The sequence below is a fragment of the Flavisolibacter ginsengisoli DSM 18119 genome, from assembly GCF_900129295.1.
Taxonomy (GTDB): Bacteria; Bacteroidota; Bacteroidia; order Chitinophagales; family Chitinophagaceae; genus Flavisolibacter; species Flavisolibacter ginsengisoli.
In genome coordinates this window covers 1-19,556 of the sequence record NZ_FQUU01000013.1, presented here as the reverse complement: position 1 = coordinate 19,556, position 19,556 = coordinate 1, and the positions used below count along the sequence as shown (strand labels likewise).

The 19,556-nt window shown below is 38.6% G+C and carries 19 protein-coding genes; 12 read left to right on the top strand and 7 right to left on the bottom strand.

Annotation, left to right across the window (positions count from 1 at the left end; all coding sequences use genetic code 11):
- Positions 1 to 34: 34 nt before the first annotated feature.
- The 6 genes from BUA53_RS14540 to ric all read right to left on the bottom strand — a co-directional run bounded on the left by BUA53_RS14540 (position 35) and on the right by ric (position 4,673).
- The gene (locus tag BUA53_RS14540) at positions 35 to 466 is read right to left on the bottom strand and encodes an RrF2 family transcriptional regulator (protein WP_072836118.1); all 432 of its coding nucleotides are present in this window, start codon (positions 464 to 466) and stop codon (positions 35 to 37) included.
- The gene (locus BUA53_RS14535) at positions 467 to 796 is read right to left on the bottom strand and encodes a metal-sulfur cluster assembly factor (RefSeq protein WP_245793151.1); all 330 of its coding nucleotides are present in this window, start codon (positions 794 to 796) and stop codon (positions 467 to 469) included.
- Positions 793 to 2,085, bottom strand: coding sequence for a heme-copper oxidase family protein (locus BUA53_RS14530; RefSeq protein WP_072836117.1), 1,293 nt, complete (start codon positions 2,083 to 2,085; stop codon positions 793 to 795). Before BUA53_RS14530 ends, BUA53_RS14535 begins: the two co-directional genes overlap by 4 nt.
- 1 nt (position 2,086) lies before the next feature.
- A complete protein-coding gene (locus BUA53_RS14525; RefSeq protein WP_072836217.1) occupies positions 2,087 to 2,890 on the bottom strand; it encodes a DUF2249 domain-containing protein in 804 nt (267 codons plus the stop codon).
- A 2-nt stretch (positions 2,891 to 2,892) separates the two neighbouring features.
- The gene (locus BUA53_RS14520; RefSeq protein ID WP_072836116.1) at positions 2,893 to 3,354 is read right to left on the bottom strand and encodes a hypothetical protein; all 462 of its coding nucleotides are present in this window, start codon (positions 3,352 to 3,354) and stop codon (positions 2,893 to 2,895) included.
- Positions 3,355 to 3,458: 104 nt separating this feature from the next.
- Positions 3,459 to 4,673 (bottom strand): iron-sulfur cluster repair di-iron protein, encoded by a 1,215-nt coding sequence (ric, locus tag BUA53_RS14515; RefSeq protein WP_084080095.1) that lies wholly within the window; start codon positions 4,671 to 4,673, stop codon positions 3,459 to 3,461.
- Between the two features lie 203 nt (positions 4,674 to 4,876).
- Between ric and BUA53_RS14505 the strand changes: the two genes are divergently transcribed.
- The 9 genes from BUA53_RS14505 to BUA53_RS14465 all read left to right on the top strand — a co-directional run bounded on the left by BUA53_RS14505 (position 4,877) and on the right by BUA53_RS14465 (position 13,735).
- Positions 4,877 to 5,350 carry a c-type cytochrome gene (locus BUA53_RS14505; protein WP_072836115.1) on the top strand — a complete coding sequence of 158 codons (474 nt, stop codon included), beginning with the start codon at positions 4,877 to 4,879 and terminating at the stop codon, positions 5,348 to 5,350.
- A 29-nt stretch (positions 5,351 to 5,379) separates the two neighbouring features.
- Positions 5,380 to 7,386: a Sec-dependent nitrous-oxide reductase gene (gene nosZ / locus BUA53_RS14500; RefSeq protein ID WP_072836114.1), complete on the top strand. Its 2,007-nt coding sequence runs from the start codon at positions 5,380 to 5,382 to the stop codon at positions 7,384 to 7,386.
- 47 nt (positions 7,387 to 7,433) lie between these two features.
- Positions 7,434 to 7,994, top strand: a complete 561-nt coding sequence (locus BUA53_RS14495; RefSeq protein ID WP_072836113.1) for a fasciclin domain-containing protein — start codon at positions 7,434 to 7,436, stop codon at positions 7,992 to 7,994.
- Between the two features lie 80 nt (positions 7,995 to 8,074).
- Positions 8,075 to 9,103, top strand: coding sequence for a nitrous oxide reductase accessory protein NosL (locus tag BUA53_RS14490; RefSeq protein WP_084080094.1), 1,029 nt, complete (start codon positions 8,075 to 8,077; stop codon positions 9,101 to 9,103).
- A 19-nt stretch (positions 9,104 to 9,122) separates the two neighbouring features.
- A complete protein-coding gene (gene nosD / locus BUA53_RS14485; RefSeq protein WP_072836112.1) occupies positions 9,123 to 10,355 on the top strand; it encodes a nitrous oxide reductase family maturation protein NosD in 1,233 nt (410 codons plus the stop codon).
- Positions 10,352 to 11,095, top strand: a complete 744-nt coding sequence (locus tag BUA53_RS14480) for an ABC transporter ATP-binding protein (protein WP_072836111.1) — start codon at positions 10,352 to 10,354, stop codon at positions 11,093 to 11,095. Before nosD ends, BUA53_RS14480 begins: the two co-directional genes overlap by 4 nt.
- A gap of 58 nt (positions 11,096 to 11,153) precedes the next feature.
- Complete coding sequence (locus BUA53_RS14475; RefSeq protein ID WP_072836110.1) at positions 11,154 to 11,921, top strand: ABC transporter permease subunit; 768 nt, start codon at positions 11,154 to 11,156, stop codon at positions 11,919 to 11,921.
- Between the two features lie 37 nt (positions 11,922 to 11,958).
- A complete protein-coding gene (locus BUA53_RS14470) occupies positions 11,959 to 12,351 on the top strand; it encodes a c-type cytochrome (RefSeq protein WP_072836109.1) in 393 nt (130 codons plus the stop codon).
- Positions 12,296 to 13,735 (top strand): cbb3-type cytochrome c oxidase subunit I, encoded by a 1,440-nt coding sequence (locus BUA53_RS14465; protein ID WP_072836108.1) that lies wholly within the window; start codon positions 12,296 to 12,298, stop codon positions 13,733 to 13,735. Before BUA53_RS14470 ends, BUA53_RS14465 begins: the two co-directional genes overlap by 56 nt.
- Here BUA53_RS14465 and BUA53_RS14460 read toward each other — a convergent pair.
- A complete protein-coding gene (locus BUA53_RS14460; protein ID WP_072836107.1) occupies positions 13,709 to 14,950 on the bottom strand; it encodes a hypothetical protein in 1,242 nt (413 codons plus the stop codon). The two genes, BUA53_RS14465 and BUA53_RS14460, sit on opposite strands and share 27 nt — an antisense overlap.
- Positions 14,951 to 15,142: 192 nt before the next feature.
- Between BUA53_RS14460 and BUA53_RS14455 the strand changes: the two genes are divergently transcribed.
- The 3 genes from BUA53_RS14455 to BUA53_RS14445 are packed head-to-tail and all read left to right on the top strand — an operon-like array spanning position 15,143 to position 19,124.
- Positions 15,143 to 15,520: a hypothetical protein gene (locus BUA53_RS14455; RefSeq protein ID WP_072836106.1), complete on the top strand. Its 378-nt coding sequence runs from the start codon at positions 15,143 to 15,145 to the stop codon at positions 15,518 to 15,520.
- A gap of 59 nt (positions 15,521 to 15,579) precedes the next feature.
- Positions 15,580 to 17,913: a TonB-dependent receptor gene (locus BUA53_RS14450; RefSeq protein WP_072836105.1), complete on the top strand. Its 2,334-nt coding sequence runs from the start codon at positions 15,580 to 15,582 to the stop codon at positions 17,911 to 17,913.
- Positions 17,910 to 19,124 carry a sialidase family protein gene (locus tag BUA53_RS14445; protein WP_072836104.1) on the top strand — a complete coding sequence of 405 codons (1,215 nt, stop codon included), beginning with the start codon at positions 17,910 to 17,912 and terminating at the stop codon, positions 19,122 to 19,124. The genes BUA53_RS14450 and BUA53_RS14445 overlap by 4 nt, the downstream gene beginning before the upstream one ends.
- The last annotated feature ends 432 nt before the right edge of the window (positions 19,125 to 19,556 follow it).

Below are 19,556 nucleotides of genomic sequence, written 5' to 3'. Positions count from 1 at the left end.
TTATATCTTCTTTTATTACTGTTAATTTTAAATTTCACCCAACTAAATAGGCTAATCCATTATTTACTGGTGCGCAGAGGTCTAAAATCCTATTGGATCGGAAAATCTTTTCCATGATGTCTCTTACTTCTTTATAATCATTATGAATAGGGCAGGGATGCATCGCAGAGCATCGGCTTAAGCCCAACCCACACATGTTGAATATATTCTTTCCATCTATAGCTTCTACTATATTAATTATTGGTAGGTTCAATTGTTTACTTGTAATATAAAATCCACCCGCAGGACCTTTAAGGCTATTGATTACTTGCTGCTTTACGAGAATCTGCAACAATTTTCCCACGGTATGTTCACTAGCTTCAATATGTTCGGCAATTTCTTTAATACCTGACTTATAGCCTTTATCATATTTCGTTGCCAGGAATATCACCGCTTTTATAGCCGTCTTACATGTATAGCTTAACATCTATTCGCCATTTAAGTATTTTAGCCCCTGTTCTGAAACTTTTTCAGTGCTCCAGGGTGGATCAAAAACCAGGTCTACATTTATCGCATAACCAGGGAATGCCTGTTCCAATGCATTCACAACATTATCCCTGATACTCTCACCCATAGGACAGAATTGCGTTGTTAGAGTCATTGAAACAAAACATGTCTTTGTATCATCATCAAAATCTACCTGGTATATCAAACCCAGGTCCACAATATTCAAACCTATTTCAGGGTCAATGACATTATGCAGGGAGTCCATGGCACCAGCGCATTTTTCCTCATTATTTGTAATTACTGTATTCACGTGATCAAAGGTTTGTGCAAAAGCATTTTCATTACATTCCAATTATACAGAACAGATGTTATAACCAATAAAACTGTTGCAGATTGCAATAAAATTGAATTGATAATTAAGATACCCACCAAAAACAAAATAAATCCTGCCAGATAAGTTAATGACATAGTTTTGAAAACTTTCGCACTAAATAGATCCTTTGGATTGGGTGTCTTCCCAAGACCGCCCTTATCATGATATATTTTGTTCCAGACTATGAAGGGAAGCGTTTTAAATGTCATACCGAAAATAATAGCAGTTATCCACCCAAAAAATATTGAAAATCCATAGGCTAGTATTTCTTTGTACCCTTGATTTCCAGATCTTAAAACAAAGCCTATCAGAATAGCCAAAAATATTATTGGCACAGCCATCATTGTAATTGAGAGCAAGGATATTTTCATTTGCTCATCTACATTTTTCCTGATGCGCTGTTTAAATGCGAGGTAACAAAATCGGCCAAATAATATCAAAGCAATAAATAAGAAACTTACCGGCATCAAATACCATATGCTAACAGATTGTAAAATAAATAATAATATAAAGGCAAGCAATGCTCCATTCGTTAGTCCATACATACTCCACAGGTACTTATTGTTATGAAACTTGGATATCAGGAACATGGGAATAAGCCTGGAGCCAACACCCATCACCAGTAATAAAAACCAACCCAGGATTCCTATATGCGCATGCAGGGAAAGGTAATGTAGGGAAGCAGAGGGCAAAAAAGGGTGTGAAAAATTACACACAAGTAGCAATCCTATTATAGTAGTGATCAACAACCAAAAAGCTGCAGTTAATATAAATAGTGCGTGAACATTTTTATTTGGCGACTTCCAAATGGATAAGGCCATGTTTATCAAAAAGAGCAACACTGCTCCATTAATTAACAAGGCTCCTGTGACCGCAACCCAACCAAAATGAAATGCAAAAAAAGAAATGAGCAATGCAGGGATCCCTATGCCGGCCAGTATAAAAGACAAAAAAGCCAGCCATGTACTATGCAGCCTGGCCTCAATTAATACGGGGACTAATTGGTGACTGGCACCTAAAATGATCATAGTTCCCCAGCCCAAAGCCATGGTATGCGTTATGGCAAGTGTCCTGGGCTGAAAATAATGCTGCGTAAATGAATTAGCTGAACAAAATAATAAAATGGTAGCTACAAAAAAAGATAAAGCAGCATATATATAAAAAGGAATCACAACCTTGTGTGTAGTGTTCTTTACCAGATCCGTTTTCACTGTTTGGATACTCATTTCAATTCCTGAATATTACTAGATGGACCTCATTATCACTTATTTCCTTGATCCTATATTCATACCCCCTTTGTTCTAGTTCAGGCAACAGGAATACTGGAATACGCTTATGATAAACCATTAATGCTGTATCATTTGCCATATGATCTAAAGCTTCTAATATTTTCATCATAGGCTGTGGCATTTCCAGTTCACGAACATCTATTCTACTTATACGTGACTCATATCTCTTAACCACATCATCCCAGTCGTGTATTGTATTTTGTGTTTTTGGTTGTATTGAGGCCTGAGAATTGCTCCTTTTATAAAAATAAGTATTAACATGGTCTGAGCTTATGTGTTCTACATAAGATTCAAAGCCTTTCTTTTCCAATAAAAGGATCAAGGGCGTAGGCTCAAAACTGTTTATAATTTTTAAAATACCACCAGGCTCAATGGTTTTTATCTTACTCATAATTATATTGAGAGGATCTTCACCTGAAGCCAGAACAGGTCTTACATTTAACTCTGTTAATTGCCTGGAAGCTAAGGAACTCATAAATTCAGGCACCTTCTTCTCTTCCAAAGTATGTGCTATTGACCTGTCAATTTCAAAGCCAAACGGCTCAAGTTTTTTGTAGAAATCTTCTAGTTCACAATTTCCAAACTTACTGGCAGTGGCCAAAGTAGTTCTTCCAGCCATAAGCTTACGAAGTATGGGATTTCGTAACTTTTCAAACTTTGCATTAATTTCTATAATAGCATCCAATGCGCCAGGTGCCTCTTTTAAAATGGCGCCAATCTTTGTATTTGAATTAATCGTCATTGTCATTCAAAATATTTTGCATAGCTATTGACATAGCTATGTATTTTATCGATCAATTGAGAGGCCTCGATTTTGTCCTGCGATTTCACAAGTGAGGATACACTGGTAAATAAAGGAGCAAGCCATTTATGAAGTGCTTCATGATCTGGCCCCTTCATGCGGCATTCACTGATCAATTTATCCAGTTGCTTCTGCATCCTGGCCCCTGCTTCATTATATTCCTTTATCCCTGGATCTTTGATCTGTTTTGCCTGTTCTGCAATATGCTGAAAAGAAGCAATGTTTTCATTTGTAATGGCATCACTCTTCCATTTCTTACCCTGGTTCAATCTCAATGAATCTCCTAAAATTTCATTGCTATGTTGTTCATGTATAGGTTCTTTTGTTTGCTCTTCGTTTTTTGCACTGTTGTTACAGGAAAAAATGATAAAAATGAACAATAAATACAAGAATCCAGCCTTCATATCTCTAAATTTTCTTACTTCAACTTACCTTATAATTATAGCAAAGAAAGAGATACCTAACAGTTGTTTTAAGAATTCCAACTGTTAGGTTAATCATATAACTTCTATTGCTTTTCCAGCTTCAAGGCTTTTGGAAAGAGTATGTTATTTTCCAAATGGATATGGATAAAAAGATCTGATTCAAATTCCTCGAGCATTTTAAATAACAATTTATAGCTTGCACATGCATCGTCAGGAAGTGCATAATTATTTGTAAGCACTCTTATCTTTTCAAGATTTTTACCTACAGCTTCGTGCTCATGTTCCATCATATTTATAGGGTTCTCAACGGTACCAAATCCAGAAGGTTCCACCTTTTTGCCATTGCTTTTTGCTGATTCCAATTGTTTAATAAATGGAAATAGAATATTTTCTTCTTTGACCATATGCCCTGTCAATTCCTCATTAATATCTTCCACCAGTTGACGAACAGGCATTAATTCAGGATGATGGGCTCCATGAACCTTAGCCACTTTTGTAGCATAGGTCCTTAACTCAGGCAAGCTTTTGCTAACATAGCTATGATGTGTATTCACAATGTAGTCAGCCAGGAAACTCAGACTCCAGTCATTATAAGGTAATGGCCGTGTAATAGCGGCTACTTCTGCATTTTGTAATTCTTCCTCCACTTTAGTAGCGTCAATTCCTTTTTCTGCACAAGCCTGCCGTACTGTTTTCTTACCACCGCAGCAAAAATCCAGGCCATATTTTTTAAATATCTCTGCTTTACGTAGATCTTTGGTTGCTATTTCGCCCAGGGTTTCAACATCTCCATCATTTTTCCTGATTTGAACTCTCCACCATGGTCCTTTCTCTAAATACTCCCATGTGAAAACATTACCTCGCTCCCCTAGCATTTGATAATATAAAGGCTTGGGATCATGGTCATTTAAAATCTGAAATGCTTGTCCGGGTTTTAAGGCATCAAAATGTTTGAATATAGTAGGGTGTTTTAACCTGGGCTCAATCAATGTAACATTCAATACAAAATTATCTTCTGTTACTGCTGATTTCTGCTCAGACAATTTTGATGAGCCTGTTGCATTTCCACCTGTTTTGGTAATCTCTACTTTCCAAACTTCAGGACCATTTTCAACTTTCTTCCAGGTAAATACCTCACCTTTTTCTGCCTTCATCTCATAATAAAGAGGAATAGGATCATGATCATTGATCAAAAGAAAGGACTCTCCTATTTGCAGGTTGTCAAATTTGTTTAAAACTGTTGGATGCTTTTGAGCCGGCGCCAGCTCAGGGACAAATAGGCTATCAATTGTTTGCATATTTTAAAAAATTAGATTTAGGGAATAAAAGTATTCCAATACTTCTATCTCAAAACATGACTTTCATCATATCGTACCAAAAACAAAAACGTGATAAATATCATCTGCAACAATGACTGCTATCACATAGCATGGAATAAGGGCAAAATACTTTTGTCTTCTCAGACATAGATGTCTTTTTTGATAAAAACAAAAATTGCAACATGAAGAAAAAAACAATTTGGGCCACTTTGCTAATTGTAGTTTCAACCATGTTCTTTGTTGCCTGTGTGGACAAAAACCCCAGTCAAAAAGAACCTTTGGACACCCAGGCACTGACCAGTAATCAATCTGAAGTGCACGGAAAAGAAATTTTACCCGGCGATATTCAAATTACCAACCCGCTTAATGCACAATGGGTAGCTGATGGAAAAGCTATTTATGATGTAAAATGTCAAAGCTGCCATAAGTTGACCGACGAAAAACTGGTAGGTCCTGGATGGAAAGGAGTTACTAAACAAAGAAAACCAGAATGGATCATGAATATGATTACTAATGTCGACATGATGCTTGAGAAAGATCCTGCAGCACAAAAATTACTCGAAGAATGTTTGGTGCGCATGCCAAACCAAAATCTTACAACGGATGAAGCCAGGAAGGTTCTGGAATTCCAGCGTAGCAATGATGGAGAAAAATAAACCAATCAATAAATATTAATCTTTCAAAAATGAATCCCAATTCAAACAGATTTTTATCAGCCCTGGCCATTACGGCCATAGCGGCTGTTTCCTTAAATAGCTGTAAGCCAAAGGGCGCAGAAGCTGCCATTAGTGGCGATGCGGCCTCAAAGGTTTACGTTGCGCCAGGAAAATATGACGAGTTCTATGATTTTGTATCCGGTGGCTTTAATGGTCAAATGAGTGTGTATGGCATCCCTTCCGGAAGGCTTTTACGCATCATACCTGTTTTTTCGACTTTTGCAGAAAACGGTTATGGCTTCAGTGAAGAAACAAAGCCCATGCTAAATACTTCCCACGGATTTGTACCCTGGGATGATCTGCACCATATTGCTTTGTCTACTACCAATGGTGAGCATGATGGTCGTTGGGTGTTTGCCAATGGAAATAATACACCACGTATTGCCCGTGTAGATCTGAAAAGCTTCCGTACTGCAGAGATCATTGAAATTCCAAACAGCGCTGGTAACCACTCCTCTCCCTTTATTACGGAGAATACAGAATATACAGTTGCCGGAACACGATTTAGCATTCCTATCCAGGGCAATCCTGATGTTCCCATTAATACCTATAAACAAAATTTTAAAGGAACTATTAGTTTCGTCAAGGTGGATTCCTCTACAGGCCATATGAATATAGCCTTCCAGATCTTAACCCCTGGAGTAAACTTTGACCTTTCCCGTGCAGGTAAAGGAAAGTCACATGATTGGTTCTTCTTTAGCTGCTATAACTCTGAAAAAGCAAACACGCTTTTGGAAGTTAATGCCTCAGCAAAAGATAAAGACTTCATTATGGCAGTGAACTGGAAAAAAGCAGAGCAATATGCCAAAGCCGGAAAAGGCAAAATGGTTCCTGCCGAATATGCTCATAATATATATGATGAAGTAAAACACCAGGCCACTTCAACCATTGAAAAACAAGTGTTGATGTTAGATCCAAAGGATTGTCCTGATATGATCTATTTCATTCCTTGTCCTAAATCTCCTCACGGTACAGACGTTGATCCTACAGGTGAATATATTGTAGGTTCTGGTAAACTGGCGGCTTTGATCCCCGTATTTTCTTTTACCAAGATCCAGCAGGCTATTGCCAATAAAACATTTGACGGCACATTCGATGGCTTTCCAATACTTAAGTATGAAGCAGTATTACATGGTGAGGTTCAGAAACCAGGTTTAGGCCCTTTACATACAGAGTTTGACAATAATGGTAATGCCTATACTTCCATGTTCGTTTCATCAGAAATAGTAAAATGGAATATTAAGGATGTAAAAGTTCTCGACAGGGTGCCTACCTATTATTCTATTGGTCACCTGAGTGTAATGGGTGGACCTACAAGAAAACCTTATGGAAAATATATGATCGCTTACAACAAGATCACTAAAGATCGTTATCTCCCAACTGGACCAGAATTAGCCCAAAGTGCGCAGTTGTATGATATCAGTGGTGATAAAATGAAAATGATCCTTGACTTTCCAACGGTTGGTGAGCCACACTATGCCGAAGCTATACCCGCAGAAAAAATCAGGAACAACAGTATCAAGATCTACAAAATAGAAGAGAATCAGAATCCTTATGCGGCTAAAGGTGAAGCTCAAACCAAGGTTACACGTAATGGAAATGAAGTACACGTATACATGACAGCAATCAGGTCCCACCTCACTCCCGACAATATTGAAGGTATTCAGCAGGGAGATGTGGTTTATTTCCATGTGACCAACCTTGAGCAGGATTGGGACGTTCCCCATGGTTTTGCAATTAAAAATGCAAACAATGCTGAAATTCTGATCATGCCTGGCGAAACTCAAACTTTAAAATACATTGCTGACAAGGTTGGAATATTTCCTTTCTATTGCACGGACTTCTGTTCTGCACTACACCAGGAAATGCAGGGATATTTAAGAGTGTCTCCTAAAGGAAGCAATGTTGCCTTAATGTTCAGCACTGGCAAAAACTACCCGGCAGTTGATACAACAACAAAAACAGTTAAACCATAATTATCAATGGGCCTGCCTAAACGCAGGCCCTTACCAAAACTATTTATATGAAAAAGGTCTTCAACTTCACCTTACTGGCAGCAGTTCTTGTTTTGAGCTCCTGCAATAATAATACAACACCAGTTGTTCAAAGTGAATCAACTGAAGCTTCCCCTGCCGCAGGCCAATCTGCGGTTCAGGATAATGAATCAGCAAAAGATGTAGTAAAAGTTGCTGCATCTTCAAAAGACCACACTACACTGGTTGCTGCAGTCAAGCAAGCCCAATTGGTGGATGCTTTATCAAATGCAGGACCTTTCACTGTATTTGCTCCTACTAATGCAGCCTTTGAAAAATTACCTAAGGGAACCGTTGAAGATCTGATGAAACCAGAAAACAAAGAAAAATTGCAGGATATCCTGCAATATCATGTATATGTTGGCAGTTTGAACACAGACCTCATGCAGGATGGACAAACATTAAATGAAGTAAATGGCGGTAATATAACCATTAGTAAAAAAGATGGTAAAGTAATGATCAATAATTCAGCTACTATTATAGCTTCCATTCCCGCTTCAAATGGTATCATCCACGTTATTGATGCAGTTCTGCTACCACCTGCCAAATAGATCTTTCATTGAAAAAATTCTACTTCCGGAAATCCCCGCTTCAAGGCGGGGTCCTTCCAGGAGTTTTAAATAAGCGTAGTATGTCAAAGATGAGCCTTCCTTCCAGAATCATTATTGCACTAGGATCCCTGAGTTTAATAGCAACATTCTTTCTACCCGTATGGTTTATATTCCTGATAGCACCACAGTATCCTGAAGGTTTGACTATGAATATATGGCTAAACAAAATAACTGGCCAGGTAGAAATTATTAATGGTTTGAACCATTATATCGGCATGAAACATATCAAAGCAGAGATGTTTCCCGAATTTGGATATCTAATCTATGTAGTAGCAGCTTTTATAGCATTAGGTCTTCTTGTGGCTATCGTGGGACGTCGCAAGCTATTGTTCTACTACCTTATTCTTACGGTTTTAGGTGGGATTGCCGCCATGGTTGACTTTTATAAATGGGGATATGATTATGGACACAACCTTGATCCTAAGGCCGCCATACAGGTGCCAGGTCTTTTTTACCAACCTCCTCTTATCGGACATAAAACCCTGCTAAACTTTGATGCTTATTCTTATCCTGATGTTGGCGGATGGGTGGTAATAGGTATAGCTATTCTCTTTTTCCTGGTCTATGGATATGAATTATACAGAAACAGAAAATTAAAACCATTGTCGCTGAAAGCTAAGAAAACAATACCTGCACTTGGTATGCTGATTGTTCTATTGTCTTCCTGCAATGCTCAACCAACAGTTTTTAATATTGGAAAAGATAATTGCGATGATTGCAAAATGACCATTATGGATGCAAAATTTGGCGGTGAGATCATTACTAAAAAAGGAAGGATTTACAAATTTGACGACGCCCATTGCCTTGCCAACTTTATAAAATCAAACACTATCAAAAAAGAGGAAATTGCCCAAACTGTTTTTATAAACTTTGAAAAACCTAATACATTCCTACCAGCGGGAACTGCTGTTTTTGTTGTTAGTCCCCAGCTTAAAAGCCCTATGAACAGTAATGCTGCAGCCTTTGAAAATGAAAAAGCAGCCCAAAAAACTGCACAAGAAACGAATGGGAAAATTGAAAACTGGACCGAATTGTCTGCATCACTTTAGCAGCATTTAAACCAACGAAATGAAACGAATTCTAATCATACTTCTCCTACTTTCTTTTTATGCCTCCCAGGCACGAACCATCATTGTAGGAAAGAACCATATTGTCACTTCCTTGCGTAAGGCGGTTGCCCTGGCAGCAAGTAAGGATACTATTCTCCTTGAAAAAGGCCTTTATAAAGAAGGAAATATTATTATCAATAAACCGCTTTACCTCATAGGTGAAGGTGAACCTATACTGGATGGAGATAACCGGTATGAAATACTCACAGTAAGTACCAACGGTGCGATCATCAAAGGAATAAAATTTCAAAATGCTGGCTATTCAAGTACCCTTGATTTTGCAGCCATTGGTGTTATAGATGCACAAAACATAATTATTGAAAACAACTCCTTTTCTAATACATTCTTTGCCATTCATTTTGCTAATTCATCAGAAGCCCTGATCGCTGGAAACACCATAGTTGGCACTTTTAAATCTGAACAAACATCAGGAAACGGAATTCACTTGTGGAAGTGTAATAACATTGTGGTGGAGAACAACAATATACAGGGACACAGGGATGGTATTTACTTTGAATTTGTCACCAACTCCATCATCCAGCAGAACAACAGCCATAATAACATCAGGTATGGCTTACATTTTATGTTTTCCAATAACGATGCCTACCTGGAGAATACTTTTAATAATAATGGAGCTGGTGTGGCAGTGATGTATTCACACCATGTACTGATGCAAAAGAATGTATTTGAAAATAACTGGGGTGGAAGTGCCTATGGTTTACTCTTGAAAGAGATCTCTGATGGAACTATAGTCCAGAATCAATTTGTCCAAAACACAGCAGGCATTGTAATGGAAAGTACCAACCGGATAGATGTACAACTCAATTCTTACAGGGGAAATGGTTATGCCTTACGCATCCAGGCCAGTTGCAACGAAAATACAGTACACCACAATAATTTCCAAGGCAATACATTTGATGTAGCCACCAACGGCACCTTAATGCTAAATGAATTCTATAATAACTATTGGGATAAATATGAAGGGTATGACATGAACAAAGACATTATCGGCGATGTTCCATATCACCCAGTTAGTATGTATTCCATGGTTATTGAACAAAACCCAAACGCTGTTATCTTATTACGCAGCTTTATGGTATCTCTTTTGGATAAAGCAGAAAAGGCAATTCCAAGCCTTACACCAGAAAACATGACAGACAATAAACCTTTAATGAAACCCTTAGCATTATGATCGCCATTCAAAATATTAATAAAAGATTTAAAAAACTCCAGGCTTTAGATAATATCAACGCAGAGTTTAACAAGGGACAGGTTATCTCGTTAATTGGACCTAACGGATCAGGAAAAACCACATTAATCAAATCCATTCTTGGTTTGGTAAGACCAGACAATGGTTTGATCACATTTAACAGCGTTCCCGTTACAGAAGATGTGGCCTACAGAAGCAATATCGGGTATATGCCTCAAATTGGCAGATACCCTGACAACATGAAGATCGGCCAGTTGTTCAGTATGATAAAGAACCTACGCAATACGGCTAAAGTATTGGATGAAGAGTTATATTTCAAATTCAAACTTGATACCCTCCTTGACAAATCAATGCGTGCCTTGTCAGGTGGCACCAGGCAAAAGGTGAGTGCTGCACTGGCTTTCCTTTTCGATCCCGAAGTACTCATTTTGGACGAACCTACTGCCGGCCTCGACCCGTTGTCATCAGAAATACTCAAGGAAAAGATCCTTGTAGAAAAGGAAAAAAATAAACTAATACTCATCACTTCTCATGTGCTTACAGATCTGGAGGAAATAACTACAGATGTTATGTACCTCCAGGATGGAAAAGAAATATTCTTTAAGTCAATGGCAGAATTACAGGAACAGACAGGGGAAGAAAAATTAAGCAAGATCATTGCCCACATGATGAAAAATGGTCTGCATAAAAAAGAAGTAAGCTATTTAAAGATCGCCACCTAAAGTAAAAACCAACAGGTCAAACTTTACAACCGCATCAGGTTAACAAAAAAATATTATTATGCTCAAGATATCCAAATATGTTCTTTACGATATAATCAAAAACAGGGTTATGATCGGGTATACCGCATTCCTGTTCATCGTATCCATATCAATGTTTCAAATGGAAGAGAACAGTTCAAAAGCGATGTTAAGTTTACTCAATATCGTTTTGATAGTAGTTCCATTAATCAGTATGATATTCTCAACAATTCACTGGTATAATTCCTATGAATTCATTGAATTAATGCTGACACAACCTATCAGTCGGAAGAAAGTGATATTAAGTGAATACACTGGTATCAGTTCATCACTTGTCACAGCATTCCTAATAGGTGTAGGTATACCGGTTTGCATTTATAATTTCAACGACACGGGGGTTTCCCTGTTGCTTATAGGAAGTTTATTAACCTTGATATTTACCTCGCTTGCCTTCCTGGCCTCTGTAAAGTCAAAAGATAAGGCCCGGGGTATTGGTGCAGCACTTTTGTTATGGTTTTACTTCGCCCTCATTTATGATGGACTGGTATTGCTCATTCTGTTTGCCTTTAGTGATTATCCACTTGAAAAGATCACCCTGGTATTGTCTTCACTGAATCCTGTTGATCTTGGACGCATCTTTATCATGTTAAATATGGATATCAGTGCACTTATGGGATATACAGGAGCCATGTATAAAGACTTTCTTGGAAGCAGTTCTGGTATGATCTATACTTTAGGCATACTTATAATCTGGATGTTAGTGCCATTAACAATTGCTATTCGCTCCTTTAATAAAAAGGACCTTTAAATAATTGTGCATTCACATTTATTTATCACTGTAAGAGATGACCAAAATTATAATTGCCTGTTTCCTTTTTATATCCTTTGTTGTTTATTCAGGATTTATTTATACGCGTGGTACGGCCAATAATATCAAACTCAGTGGGTCTGAACAGAAAATGATTGCGCATGGTAAGCAGATCTACCAGCAGTACAATTGCCAGGCATGTCACCAAATATATGGGCTTGGAGGCTACCTCGGGCCAGACCTTACCACGGCCTGGTCTGATCCCCAACGTGGTAAATACCTTATAAAGGCAATGCTCATTTCAGGAGGCAATAGAATGCCGGCTTTCCAATTCAACAATGAACAAACTGAGGCCATCATAGCCTATTTAAAATATGTTGACACAACAGCAACTTCCCTTAAGCCCCGAATTAGGCAAGAGCTACATTAAGCAATGTTATAATTCGGACAAGGCAGCACTGGCATTTATTGCTATGGCAGTTTCCTATCTTTTGCTTGGCTTGACATTTGGAGTTTTAGGCAGCCTACAGTACTTGCTGCCCAAGTTTCTCAACAACTACCTTACCTTTCAAAAAACCAGGCCTTTACACGTATACCTGGCCATCTCCTGGATCTTCACTGCAGCACAAGGTGGCTTATATTATTACCTGCCAAGGTTGAGTAACAGGAAGCTATTCTGGTTACAAGGTGCATGGATTCATTTTGCCTTACAATTACTGACTTCGCTGGCAATCATTACAGCTTTCTTCATGGGTTACTTTGGTGGTAGAGAATACCTGGAGTTTCCTCCCTTCATGGGAATATTTATAGCTATCAGCTGGCTTCCATTTGCCATCAATTTCTTTGGTACCATAAGCCCGCAATTTAAAACAGCGCCAGTGTATTACTTCAGTTGGACCATCGGAATTGTTTTCTTCTATATCACCTTGTCAGAAAGCTATCTCTGGGTCTTTGACCATTTCAATAATAATGTGACCAGGGATATTACCGTTCAATGGAAAGCTCTTGGCTCTATGGTTGGCAGTTGGAATATGCTCGTTTATGGCACCAGCCTTTATATAATGGAGCAACTAAAAGGTGATAAAAAGATTTCACGCTCACCCATTGCTTTTTTCTTTTTCTTTCTAGGCTTTACCAATTTAATGTTTAACTGGGGCCACCATACATACATAGTACCCGCTGCACCATGGGTAAAAACAGTGGCCTATGTCATCAGCATGACGGAGTTATTGATCTTTGGCCAGATTCTTTTCCAGTTCCGCAAAACTATTTCAAACACGCTCAAATATTATTATTCTATTCCCTTCAGGCTTTTATCTTTTGCCGATATATGGATCTTTCTTAACCTGGGAGCCGCCATAGCTATTTCCATTCCTGCAATAAACTTTTACACACATGGCACTCACATTACCGTGGCACATGCCATGGGTACTACCATTGGCATAAATACCATGCTGTTGTTCGCTTCTATCTTTTATATACTTCAGCAACAAAAACCTGGCGCTTTAAACCAAAAAAGTTCATGGATAGGTAAAGGGGTTCTGATTACCAATATATCATTGATCCTTTTCTGGACTTCTCTTATTGGCAGTGGGCTGGTAAAAATCTCCGCCCGGCTGGAGAATAAAGCCTTTGCCGTAATGATGAAAAATTGCGAGCCCTTTTTTAAAATATTTGCCATCAGCGGCATCGGCATTTTAATTGGACTGGCTATTCTCATTGTAACTGTGCTTGCACTTGTATTTAAAAAAGAGCATAACCTTCCATTGCACATAGACTCCAACAGCTTAGTTGAGATGGAAACGGAACTGTAAGCTTTTTCCAAGGCCATAATTCATATAACTAATTCCTAAAGGAAAGAAGAAGGTAAAGATCAGTAAGAGTGCTGGCAAACTGCGGATCGCGATAAAAGGACTAGCAACCAGTAATACCTCTGTAGTAACAAAGGCAAAAAGAAACAAACTATAACCCATTCTCGTGGGTCTGTTTGCTTGAAATGAATCAAACACCATCGAAAAGATAAATAAGCTAATAAATCCCAATAAAATTAAATGCAGGTATGCTATTACCAGGTTCCTTTGATGATAACCCATTAATGCAAATACAGGTAAAGCACTCAACAACTGCAGCAGGACCTTAAGACAAAAAGCTCCAATAGATATTTTCAATAAAATACCTGCGTTTTTAAGCCAAGGAATGATTTGCATATCCCTGATCAAATAGATCACTGCAATAACTTGTAAGATAGCACCTACTCCACCTATAATATTAAAAACTATAGGTGGCTGGTTCCAAATTACTGAAAGTGCAAAAGTTGGTATACAGGCTGCATTCAGTAAACCAAATACCTTTCTTCCATACCTGGTCTTTCCACTCCTTTCCAGGCTTTTGTATATAAGTGCCATTACAAAAAATGTAAAGAAGCCATTATACTGAAAGTGTAAATAAAAATAAATAGAATCAAAATAAATGGGTGTGGATTGCTTGCCCATGACTATTAACGGTCCCGTGGCGAATGGTCCAATGGCAGAAATAGCCATATAAAATAGTCCCCATTTAATGAATGAATAAGATACCCTGTTATCAACTGTCCTCAGGGCCTTCCACAATACAATAGCAAGGTAGTAACCTGCGCCAATTGATAAAGTAGAAAAAGTAATGCTTACCGCCTTATAACCTTGCACGGGAAAGCTAAACAACATTCCATAGGCTGAACCCATCAATAAAATGCTGATATTTCTCCAATGCTTGTAAGCTACTTTCTGTGAAAGCTCAGGAATATTCATCATCAGTAAAGCTATAAGTGCAGGCATCACCCAACCACCAAATGCAAAATGAGAATGGCCATGTAACAGGTTTTTATATTCTAAAGGAAAATGATCAATAAAAGGAAGCGATCGAACCAATAATCCAATAGCAGATATGATGAGCAAATTAAAAAAGGACAAACGAAGCAGCAGGTTCTGCAAACTTTCCTGCTTCACTAATGTAGGGTCTTCAACTTTTAATGGAGGCTGCACCTGAACCATATGCAAATTTCAGAAAAAGGACAACTATGTCCATGATGAACAATAAAATAATTAGCTGATTTCCATCATATTATTGCCATTTATGGATCACCAATCCCAGTTCGCAAGAAAATGAATATGACTAAAGTCATGATATAAACTGAGTAATACCAAATTATGGGAAATAAATAATAAAGGATATTTGCGTCTGAAATGAAAATACTGGCTGTCATACTCTTTTCTCTTGTCACCTTACTGCAATCTTTCAGTAAGTGGGTGATTATGGCAGACTACGAGATCAATAAGGAATACATTTCTAAAAACCTCTGCATTAATAAAAAACGTCCTAAGCTGCATTGCAATGGCAAATGCCAGCTAATGAAAAAACTGGCTGAGGAAGAAAAACAAAATGCTCCCGGAAATAATAACCAGGGCACTATAAAATTCCAGGATATAGTCTACCTCGATACCTTTTTAGAATATAATCCAACTACGTATCCCCAGGTTCAACCATTGTTTCATAATTATGTTGTTGCACGCTTTTATGAATCACCAATAAGCTCCATATTCCATCCCCCCTCCCGGGCCTGATCGGTCTAACTGTTTCCTTTACTATTCCATAACACTAAGTATTAAATTAAAATATTGCTATGTCTGTTCTATCCAGGCTGTTCATTCTTATATCCATAATATTTTACGGAGTGCAAGGCCAGGCTCAGGTTATTGCAACTGGAAAAATCATTGATGCCATTACTAAAGAGCCTATTCCAGGGGCAACCATTCATTGTATAGATAATGCCTGTATGTGTGGTTGCACAACAAATGCCTCCGGCGAGTTTCAAATGAAATGCAGGGATTGTCAAAAACTTAATGTCACTTCTATAGGCTATAAGCCCATGGAAATTTTAACCTCCGCACAATTGGTATACCTTGTTCCTGCCTCTAATACAATGAATGAAGTGGTGGTATCTGCCACACGTGGAGATGCCATTAAAAGATCGCAGGCGCCCATTGCCATTTCTAAAATTGACACCCGCTTACTACAGGATACCAGGGCTATAACCGTTGACCAGGTATTGAATAAAATAAGTGGGGTGAATATGGTGAACCTGGGTAATGAGCAGCACCAAATGAGCATCAGGCAGCCCATGACCACCAAAAGTCTTTTCCTGTACCTGGAAGATGGCATTCCTGTCAGAACCACCGGACTGTTTAACCACAATGCTGTATTAGAGATGAATATGGCAGCCGTTAAAAGCGTCGAGGTCATCAAAGGCCCTTCCTCTTCATTGTATGGAAGCGAAGCCATAGGGGGTGTTGTGAACTTCATCACTATAGCACCAACAGCCATCCCGGTTTTAAAGCTTTCACTGCAGGGCAACAATATTGGCTACAAGCGTGCTGAGATCCAAAGCAGCCTTACACAGGGCAAATGGGGATTTGCAATTAGCGGGTATTATGCTGATAAAAGAAATGGCTTTATGGAGTACTCCGATTTTCATAAGGCAACATTTACAGCAAGGGCTGATTATAGTTTTAGTAATAAAACAAGTTTATCCAACAGCCTGACCTTTTTAGATTACTACAGCGATATGCCTAGTGGTGTGGACAGCACTATGTTCACCACTCACAAATTTATTAATCCCCAAACCTTTACTTATCGTAAAGTGAATGCTACAAGATTTCGTTCTTCACTTACACAAACCTGGAATGATCATAGTAAAACAACAGTAAACCTTATATATCGTGAAAATTCCATAGGCCAAAACCCCAATTACAGGATAAAAGATGATTACAAAAAAGTAAATGGTGTTTATAAGGGCGACAAAAGCCTGGCACATGGTGAGATCAATGTAAGCAGTTTTCATTCTTATGCTTTTATTGCACAGCATAAACACTCTTTTGATTGGAAAAAAGCCGTTCTGCTTGGAGGCATCAGTATGGACCTGAGCCCATCAGGTTACAATGCCGCCTACATCCGCATTAAAAAAGATACCATCTCAAAAAAATACACAGGCTACCAGTCAACAGATAGTATCCTTACCAACTATACAACAAGGATCAACAACTATGCTGCCTTTACCAATTTTGAGGTTAGCCCGCTTGAAAGATTAAGGATTGTGGCTTCACTCCGGTTTGACCTTTTTCATTATGGTTTTAATAACTCCCTTAAGCCATCAGCTTTTAGCGGCTCGACCGATACCATCAATTATTTCAAAAGGTTCAGTCCAAAGGTCGGCTTTACTTATAGCCTTTCCTCCAAAACAGGTATCTATGCCAATTACAGCCAGGGCTTTGTTCCTCCCCAGGTTACAGAAATGTACACAGGTGTAAAAGTGCCAACCCTGCACCCTTCTGTTTTTTACAATTATGAAATTGGCGGTTGGGCCGAGATTATTAAGAATAAATTAAGTGCAGACATCAGCATCTATCAACTCGAAGGGACAAACGAAGTAATCTCTGTAAAACTGGATGACGGTTCATCAGAAAATCAGAATGCTGGCAGAACCCAGCATCGCGGAATAGAGTTCGGGATTAGTGCCACTCCACTAAAAGACCTTTCATTCAAAATTAGTGGTGCCTACAGCCACCATTACTTCCTTGATTTTGTAGAGAAAGGAAACAAGTACAATGGTAATGAGATGAACAATGCCCCTCGGTGGATGCATAATGCAGAGATCTGGTATAAACCTTCTTTTGCCAATGGCTTGCGCATAGGCGGTGAATGGCAGAGGATTGGAAACTATTTCATGGATGCCAGGAACACAGAAAAATACCAGGGATACAATGTATTCAATATCCGTGTGGGTTATAAAATAAAGGACCTTGACATTTGGGTCAATATCATGAATGCTACCAATAATTACTATTCTTATATCTCCACGAAAACGGGTTCAGTCTATAGTTATACACTGGCAGAGCCAAGAAATTTCAATATTGGCGCATCATATGACCTGGCTAACCTGTTCAAATCAAACAAATGAAACAATTACTGATCATATTTATTATATCAACTATTACTATTTCTTCCTGTCAAACAGGAAATAATAAAATGTCAGGCAATGCCGGGAACTTTCTTCAGGTAGATTCTTTGCCAGGAGAATGTCCTTACCTGGCCAAAGACAATAATGGCAATATTATAATGAGTTGGATCCGGTCCCTTAATGATTCCACCCATATCTTGTGTTATGCTGTGTCTAAAGACCAGGGCAAAACGTTTAGTCCTGGCAAAGAAGTGCCTTCCAGTACCAACATTGAACCTCATTCAGAAAACCTTCCAAAAATCATCTACAAGCCTTCGGGTGAAGTGATGGCATTATGGGGGGCCGCCTATCCTAATCCCAAAAACAAATATTCAGGACTTGTATATTATAGCCAGTCCTTTGATGCTGGTAAAACATGGACAACATCAAGACCTTTAGTAGATGATGAAAAAAGTTATGATCAGCGCTATTACGATGTGGCCATGTTACAAAACGGAGAAATAGGAATCATATGGCTTGACAATCGTAAAACAACGACAAAAGAAGGTTCTGGCCTTTACTTCGCATCTACAAGTGGTAGATCCGGCTTTACCTCCGGAGGTCTGATAAGCCAGCCATGCTGCCAGTGCTGCCGCACCGATCTCTTTGTTGATACCCATGGCCAGGTACATGTTTTATACAGGGGAATCATCCAGGACAGCATCAGGGATATGGTTCACATTGTATCTACTGACGGAGGGAAAAGCTTTTCGCAACCAAAAAGGATCAGCAAAGACAACTGGGTTTTAAATGCCTGTCCTCACACAGGTCCGACTATGACGGAAAATAAGGAAGGAATTCATTTTGCCTGGTATACAGGTGGAAAGAATAAGGGATGCTTCTATAACCAGTCAACAGACAATGGCAAAAGCTTCTCTACACCCGAAAGTATCAGTAGCATGGGTTCTCATCCACAGGCGGCAACTATGGCCAATGGCAATATTGTGATCTCATGGGATGAAACTCTAAAAACTGATACCAGTATCAATAAAAGAATAGGTATTGAGATGAGGGCACAAGGAGGAAAATTCCTGAAGAAAAAATTCATAACACCTGATTCGGGGTCTTGCAGCTACCCTGTTGTAACTGCGCTTGATGACAATAAATGCCTTGTAGCTTATTCACGGAAACAGGGAAAGAATACGTTTGTTTCGTACCAGGTAGTAGAGTGAAAATAAAGTCAAAAGTCAAAAGTAAAAATTCAAAAGCTTTAGTGGCCAAATCGTTTGTCCTATTCAGTTAGTATATAGAAAAGGTAAACCCTTTGCGACCCTTTGCGTGCCTTCTCTCTGCGTCCTTTGCGATACTTTAAGAAAACAGTAACGCAAGGAAGAAGTCAAAAGTAAAAAGAAAAAATTCAAAAACTTTAGTGGCCAAATCGTTTGTCCTATTCAGTTAGTATATAGTACGGGAAAACACTTTGCGATCCTTTGCGTTTCTTCTTTCCGCGCCCTCTGCGATACTCTACGAAAATAGTAACGCAAAGGACCTTTAGGTTAATATTAGTTCATTGACATAATAGAATAGCAGAGAGAAGAAAGATTAAGAATTTTGTGGAAGGAAAGTGAGGTGAACTTTGCAAAGGAATAGACCGAGGGTCTTAT

What these genes read in the sequence shown, in the direction of transcription:
- BUA53_RS14540 (WP_072836118.1), bottom strand. Translation starts at nt 466, where the DNA reads ATGTTAAGCTATACATGTAAGACGGCTATAAAAGCGGTGATATTCCTG.
- BUA53_RS14530 (WP_072836117.1), bottom strand. Translation starts at nt 2,085, where the DNA reads ATGAGTATCCAAACAGTGAAAACGGATCTGGTAAAGAACACTACACAC.
- BUA53_RS14525 (WP_072836217.1), bottom strand. Translation starts at nt 2,890, where the DNA reads ATGACGATTAATTCAAATACAAAGATTGGCGCCATTTTAAAAGAGGCA.
- BUA53_RS14520 (WP_072836116.1), bottom strand. Translation starts at nt 3,354, where the DNA reads ATGAAGGCTGGATTCTTGTATTTATTGTTCATTTTTATCATTTTTTCC.
- ric (WP_084080095.1), bottom strand. Translation starts at nt 4,673, where the DNA reads ATGCAAACAATTGATAGCCTATTTGTCCCTGAGCTGGCGCCGGCTCAA.
- BUA53_RS14505 (WP_072836115.1), top strand. Translation starts at nt 4,877, where the DNA reads ATGAAGAAAAAAACAATTTGGGCCACTTTGCTAATTGTAGTTTCAACC.
- nosZ (WP_072836114.1), top strand. Translation starts at nt 5,380, where the DNA reads ATGAATCCCAATTCAAACAGATTTTTATCAGCCCTGGCCATTACGGCC.
- BUA53_RS14495 (WP_072836113.1), top strand. Translation starts at nt 7,434, where the DNA reads ATGAAAAAGGTCTTCAACTTCACCTTACTGGCAGCAGTTCTTGTTTTG.
- BUA53_RS14490 (WP_084080094.1), top strand. Translation starts at nt 8,075, where the DNA reads ATGTCAAAGATGAGCCTTCCTTCCAGAATCATTATTGCACTAGGATCC.
- nosD (WP_072836112.1), top strand. Translation starts at nt 9,123, where the DNA reads ATGAAACGAATTCTAATCATACTTCTCCTACTTTCTTTTTATGCCTCC.
- BUA53_RS14480 (WP_072836111.1), top strand. Translation starts at nt 10,352, where the DNA reads ATGATCGCCATTCAAAATATTAATAAAAGATTTAAAAAACTCCAGGCT.
- BUA53_RS14475 (WP_072836110.1), top strand. Translation starts at nt 11,154, where the DNA reads ATGCTCAAGATATCCAAATATGTTCTTTACGATATAATCAAAAACAGG.
- BUA53_RS14470 (WP_072836109.1), top strand. Translation starts at nt 11,959, where the DNA reads ATGACCAAAATTATAATTGCCTGTTTCCTTTTTATATCCTTTGTTGTT.
- BUA53_RS14465 (WP_072836108.1), top strand. Translation starts at nt 12,296, where the DNA reads ATGTTGACACAACAGCAACTTCCCTTAAGCCCCGAATTAGGCAAGAGC.
- BUA53_RS14460 (WP_072836107.1), bottom strand. Translation starts at nt 14,950, where the DNA reads ATGGTTCAGGTGCAGCCTCCATTAAAAGTTGAAGACCCTACATTAGTG.
- BUA53_RS14455 (WP_072836106.1), top strand. Translation starts at nt 15,143, where the DNA reads ATGAAAATACTGGCTGTCATACTCTTTTCTCTTGTCACCTTACTGCAA.
- BUA53_RS14450 (WP_072836105.1), top strand. Translation starts at nt 15,580, where the DNA reads ATGTCTGTTCTATCCAGGCTGTTCATTCTTATATCCATAATATTTTAC.
- BUA53_RS14445 (WP_072836104.1), top strand. Translation starts at nt 17,910, where the DNA reads ATGAAACAATTACTGATCATATTTATTATATCAACTATTACTATTTCT.